This is a genomic window from Allobosea sp. (assembly GCF_030694325.1).
Taxonomy (GTDB): Bacteria; Pseudomonadota; Alphaproteobacteria; order Rhizobiales; family Beijerinckiaceae; genus Allobosea.
Genome location: NZ_JAUXYO010000271.1, coordinates 1 through 5310 on the forward strand (window position 1 = coordinate 1; position 5310 = coordinate 5310).

General features: G+C 67.5%; 4 protein-coding genes and 1 pseudogene. 2 read left to right on the top strand and 3 right to left on the bottom strand.

The window, feature by feature from the left end; translation table 11 throughout:
* A partial coding sequence (locus Q8M82_RS17610; RefSeq protein WP_305692620.1) for a BrnA antitoxin family protein occupies positions 1–264 on the top strand: 264 nt, incomplete at its 5' end.
* A 16-nt stretch (positions 265–280) separates the two neighbouring features.
* Here Q8M82_RS17610 and glgX read toward each other — a convergent pair.
* The 3 genes from glgX to Q8M82_RS17625 form a co-directional block, all read right to left on the bottom strand.
* Complete coding sequence (gene glgX, locus Q8M82_RS17615) at positions 281–2251, bottom strand: glycogen debranching protein GlgX (protein WP_305692621.1); 1971 nt, start codon at positions 2249–2251, stop codon at positions 281–283.
* 5 nt (positions 2252–2256) lie between these two features.
* Complete coding sequence (locus Q8M82_RS17620) at positions 2257–4734, bottom strand: glycogen/starch/alpha-glucan phosphorylase (RefSeq protein ID WP_305692622.1); 2478 nt, start codon at positions 4732–4734, stop codon at positions 2257–2259.
* 88 nt (positions 4735–4822) lie between these two features.
* Entirely contained in the window at positions 4823–5011 is a 189-nt protein-coding gene (locus Q8M82_RS17625; protein WP_066720618.1) for a hypothetical protein, read from the bottom strand.
* Positions 5012–5169: 158 nt separating this feature from the next.
* On the opposite strand from Q8M82_RS17625, the pseudogene Q8M82_RS17630 reads away from it, so the two are divergent.
* A pseudogene (locus Q8M82_RS17630) lies at positions 5170–5310 on the top strand (putative DNA modification/repair radical SAM protein); the annotation flags it as partial.

Consider the following 5310-nt stretch of genomic DNA (forward strand, 5'->3'; position numbering starts at 1 on the left):
CAAGCTCCGCCTCTGTCCGCGGCGTTCACGGCTATGCCCGACGAGGAGATCGAGCGCCGCGCGGCGGAGGATCCCGATGCCGGGCTGGTGCCGCCCGGATTCTGGGATGAGGCCGAGATCGTCGAGCCGGAGGGGACGGAGCAGATCACACTGCGGCTGCCGCGGCGCGTGCTGAGCCATTTCCGTGCGACCGGCAAGGGCTATCAGAGCCGCATCAGCGCCGTGCTGGCGAGCTATGTCGATGCGCGCCGGAAGACAGGCTGAGGCTTGGCGGGTCCGATCAAGGTAGTCGGCCGAAGAGGCTGACGCTGCGGGCCGGCAGGATGAATTCGCCGCCCTCGGGTGCCGAGCCGTGCAGCCGCTGCCACGCCTGAGCAAAACCGTCGGGCAGGGCGAGCTCGACATCGGTCCGGCTGCGATTGACGGCGATCAGCAAGGTTTCGCCGTCGCCGTTCAACATCAGGCACAACGTGTCCAGATCGCCCCACTCCACGTCCGCAATCGGCGTTCCGTCGGGCTTCAGCCAGAGCGCATCGGGAGGGTCGCCCGTCCCGGTGAGGAAGGTAGAAGCCGACAGGAGCGGGTGCTCCGCGCGCAATGCGGCCAGTCCGGCCACATACGCAGCCAGATCGCGATCCGCCCCCTCCCAGTCGAGCCAGAAGGCCGGGTTGTCCTGGCAATAGGCGTTGTTGTTGCCGTGTTGCGTCCGGCCGAACTCGTCTCCGGCCGTCAGCATAGGCACCCCGCGCGACAGGAACAGTGTCGCCAGCAGGGCGCGGACGTCGCGATCGCGGGCGGCGAGGATGGCAGGATTGTCGGTCGGCCCCTCGACCCCGATGTTCCAGCTGTGGTTCTCGTTCTCGCCGTCGCGGTTGCCCTCGCCATTGGCCTCGTTGTGCTTGGCCGTATGGGAAACGAGATCGGCCAGGGTGAAGCCGTCATGGGCGGCGATGAAGTTGACGCTCGCCAGCGGCCCGCGATGGCGATCGGCATAGAGATCGGCCGAACCGGCCAGCCGCGTCGCCAAGGCCCCTGCAAGACCGGCATCGCCCCGCCAGAAGCGGCGGACATCGTCGCGGTAGCGGCCGTTCCATTCGGCGAAGGGGGCGGGAAATTCGCCGAGGCGGTAGCCGCCGGGGCCGATGTCCCAGGGCTCGGCGATGAGGATGGCTCCGGCGAGGGCCGGGTCCTGCCCGATCGCGGCGAAAAGCGGGGCGTCCTGCGAGTAGCCCGTATCCGAGCGGCCCATCACCGTGCCGAGATCGAAGCGGAAGCCCGCGACGCCGAGGCCGCGCCAGTGCCGCAGCGCATCCATCGCCATGCGCACGACGGGTGCTCGGTCGAGCGCCAGCGTATGGCCGCAGCCGGTGTCGTTGATCAGCCGGCCGGGGTCGTCGGTGGCGTGGCGGTAATAGACGGCGTTGTCGAGCCCGCGGAGACAGATAGTGGCGCCGAATTCGTCGCTCTCGGCGGTGTGGTTGAGAACAATGTCGAGGATGACGCCAATGCCGGCCTGCGCATAGGTCGTGCAGAGCCTCGCGAGATCGGCCATGCCGCCCGGTGCCAGTCGCGGGTCGAGTGCGAAAAAGTTCACCGGGTTGTAGCCCCAGGCATTGGCGAGGCTAAGGGGCGGCAGATGGCGCTCATCCATCCACGCCGCGACGGGCATCAGCTCGACATGGCTGACGCCGAGCCGCCGGATGTGATCGAGCACGGCGGGCTCGCAGAGGGCTGCCAGCGTGCCGCGGATGCGCTCCGGCGCGGCCGGATGGCGCATCGTGAAGGACTTCACCGCGAGTTCGTAGATGAAGCCGGGAGTCGTCTCCGTCCCCACCGCAAGCGGGGGGAGGGCTTCGCTCACCACACAACGTGGCACGAGATCGGCCGTATCGACGCCTCGCTGCGCCAGCCGCGGGTCCCAGCAGAAGGGGCGGTCGATCCGCGCCGCGTAAGGGTCGACGAGCAGCTTCGTCGCGTCGAAGCGGTGGCCGCGCTCCGGCTGCCAGGGGCCCTCGGCGCGCAGGCCGTAGCGCAGCCCTGCCGCGGCGCCGGGCAGCACGCCGTGATGGATGTCGCCGCTGCGACAGGGCAGGGGCAGGCGGGCGATCTCGGCCTCGCCCGCCCCATCGAAGAGGCAGAGGTCGATGCGCTCTGCGTGCCGGGAGAAGACGGCGAAGGCGACGCCCGCCTCGCCGACGACAGCGCCGAGGCGGGCAGGCAAAGGGCAGGCAACCAGTGCAGGCCCGGCCAAGCCCTTCACGCTCCGGACGTGGTGTCCGGCGACGCCGGAACACGCCAGATCCGCTCGGCATATTCGCGGATGGCGCGGTCGGCGCTGAACCACCCGCAATGGGCGGTGTTGGTCACCGACATGCGCCACCATTTGCCCTGGTCGGCCCAGAGCGAATCGATCCGGCGCTGGGCCTGGCGGTAGCTCTCGAAATCGTTGAGCACCATGAACCAGTCATTGGCGCGCAGGCCCTCGACGAGGCCGAGATAGCGGTCGCGCTCGCGCGGCGAATAGGCGCCCGACGCCACCGCATCGAGCACGCCTTCGAGATGGGGCGTGGCGGCGATGACTTCGCTCGTCGGGCGCGGATTGCGCTTGGCGGCCTCGACCTCCTCGGCCGTCATGCCGAAGATGACGATGTTGTCGGCGCCGACGCGCTCGCCGATTTCGATATTGGCGCCGTCCAGCGTGCCGATGGTGACGGCGCCGTTGAGGGCGAATTTCATGTTGCCGGTGCCCGACGCCTCCATGCCGGCGGTCGAGATCTGCTCGGAGACGTCTGCGGCGGGGATGATGACCTCGGCCGCGCTGACATTGTAGTTCGGCAGGAAGACGACCTTGAGCCGGTCGCGGGTGGTGATGTCGTTGTTCACCACCACGGCGACGTCGTTGATCAGGTTGATGATCGCCTTGGCGGTGCCGTAGTTGGAAGCCGCCTTGCCGGCGAAGATCTTCACCCGCGGCGCCCAGTCGCGATAGGGCTCGGAGCGGATCGCGTCATAGAGCGCGATCGTCTCGAGGATGTTGAGCAGCTGGCGCTTGTATTCGTGGATGCGCTTGATCTGGACGTCGAAGATGGCGTCGGGATCGACCGTGACGCCTGTGTCCTGCCGGATGATTTTCGCCAGCTTGAGCTTGTTCTCGCGCCGGATGGCGGCAAGGCGCTGGTGCAGCGCGGCGTCGCCGGTCTGCGCCGCGAGACGGCGAATATTGCCGATCTGGTCGGTCAGGTCGTCGCCGCAGACCTCCTGCAGCAGCTTCGTCAGGCCGGGATTGGCGCCGAAGAGCCAGCGCCGCGGTGTGATGCCGTTGGTGACGTTGGTGATGCGGCCTGGGAAAATCGCATGGAGCGGCGCGAAGACCGTCTGCTCCATCAGTTTCGAATGCAGCGCCGAGACGCCGTTGACGGTGTGCGAGCCGACGAAGGCGAGATGGGCCATGCGCACGCGCCGGCCGTGATGTTCGTCGATCAGCGAGATCGCCGAGAGATCGACAGTCTCGCCGACGCTCGACCGTCGAACCTCCTCGAGGAAGCGCGCATTGATGGCGAAGATAATCTGCATGTGGCGCGGCAGCAGCCGCTCCATCAGCGCCACCGGCCAGGTTTCCAGCGCCTCGGGCAGAAGCGTGTGGTTGGTGTAGGAGATGGTGGCGCTGGTGATCGTCCAGGCCTCTTCCCAGGGCAGGCCGTGCTCGTCGACGAGCAGGCGCATCAACTCGGGGACTGCGAGCGATGGATGGGTGTCGTTGAGCTGGATCGCGACCTTGTCGGCGAGATTGTCGAGCTTGCCGAACTGGCGGTAGTGGCGGCGCACCAGATCCTGCAGCGAGGCGGAGGTGAAGAAAAACTCCTGCCGCAGACGCAGTTCCTGCCCCGCCGGGGTTGAATCGTTGGGGTAGAGAACCTTGGAGATCGCCTCGGCCCGGTTGCGCTCGGCGACGGCACCGACGATGTCGCCCTGGTTGAACGCATCGAGCGAGAGGGGGTGCATGGCCCGCGCGCGCCAGAGGCGCAGCGTGGTCGCGTCCCGGCCGCGCCAGCCGACGATCGGCGTGTCGTAGGCGACGGCGAAGATCGTCTCTTCCGGTTCCCAGAACACCTCGCCGGGCCTTTGCGTCGCCGTCAGCGAGCCGCCGAAACCGATCTTGTAGGAGGCCTCGCGGCGCTCGAATTCCCAGGGGTTGCGGAAGGAGAGCCAGTCTTCGGGCACCTCGATCTGCTTGCCGCCGTCGATGCGCTGCTTGAACAGGCCGTGGTCGTAGCGAATGCCGTAGCCCAGCGCCGGAACGCCGGTCGAGGCCATCGCTTCGAGGTAGCAGGCGGCGAGGCGGCCGAGCCCGCCATTGCCGAGCGCCGCATCGGGTTCGATCGACTCGATCGCCGAAAGATCGACGCCGAGTTCGGCCATCGCCTGCGCCATCGGACCGGTGAGGCCGAGATTGTTGAGCGCGTCGGCGAGCGAACGGCCGATCAGGAACTCCAGCGAGAGATAATAGACCCGCTTGCGGCCGGTCTCGTAGCTCTCGCGGGTCGAGCGATGCCAGACATCCACGACATGGTCGCGCGCCGCGAGGATGCCTGCGGTCAGCCAGTCATGCGGCTGGGCGACGGAGGCGTTCTTGCCCAGCGAGTAGGTGAGCTTCCTCAGGATTTCGGCCTTGAGGACCTCGACCCGCCGGGTGGCATCGGCAGGGCGGGAGGTGTCGGCGGCGGTCTCGGTCAAGCGCTCATATCCCGGCTGTTGAACTCTGGCGAGTTTCGAAGCTGGGGACCGGTAAGTCCAGCCGAAATCGGCTCGCGGCCGGCATCGCTCAGGGGCGAGTGCCGGTTTCCTCGCGGATTTCGCTGCGGGTCTCCTGGCCGAGCTGCTTGGCGCTGGTCACGGCCGAGTCGGTCAGGCCGACGACGCTCGCCCAGGCGCTGCGGGTGTAGCTGCCCTGATGGGCGATGGCGTCGTAGCCGATCAGGATGACGGCGACGAGAAGCAGGATCCGGAACATCGGTGTCTCCTTGAATTGACGTGCCGCCCCAACGCGTGGCCGCACGGCCTGTTCCGAAACGGGCAGCCGCGACGAAAGGTCTCTGGCGGAATTGGCCCGCTCGGACTATCTAGAACAAAGATGGAACGGAGTGGCGCGGCGTGGCACAGCTGTCGGTGATGGAGAAGCTCGAAATCCTGAGCGATGCGGCGAAATACGACGCCTCCTGCGCTTCCAGCAGCACGACCAAGCGCAACTCGTTGACGGGCGGCCTCGGCTCGACCACCGGATCGGGCATCTGCCATTCCTATGCCCCGGAC